Annotated in this window: 1 protein-coding gene; it reads left to right on the top strand. The window is 56.2% G+C overall.

Annotated elements, in window-relative coordinates:
• Positions 1-29: 29 nt before the first annotated feature.
• On the top strand, positions 30-267 hold a 238-nt coding region (locus AF337_RS13585), incomplete at its 3' end, for a PAS domain-containing protein (RefSeq protein ID WP_244471246.1).

Raw genomic sequence — 267 nt, 5'->3', positions numbered from 1 at the left:
GGTTAATGTTGTTGCACGAGGGGCAAAACTTGTTTGGCAAAGTCGAGCTGGTGAGTGACAACCCTGATGTCGCTCGGACGGATATCTCTCTAGATGATTATGAGGACTTTTTTGAGAACGGCGCCCTGCCGCTGCACCTGGTGGGGGCCGACGGCACGATTCTGCGGGCCAATCAGGCAGAGCTTGACATGCTCGGCTACAGTGCCGGCGAATATGTCGGGCGCAAGATCTCGGAGTTTCATGCGGACGCAGACACCATCGACGAGA

It is taken from the genome of Rhizobium ecuadorense (assembly GCF_001187535.1).
GTDB lineage: Bacteria > Pseudomonadota > Alphaproteobacteria > Rhizobiales > Rhizobiaceae > Rhizobium > Rhizobium ecuadorense.
This window is presented reverse-complemented; position numbering and strand designations above follow the sequence as displayed.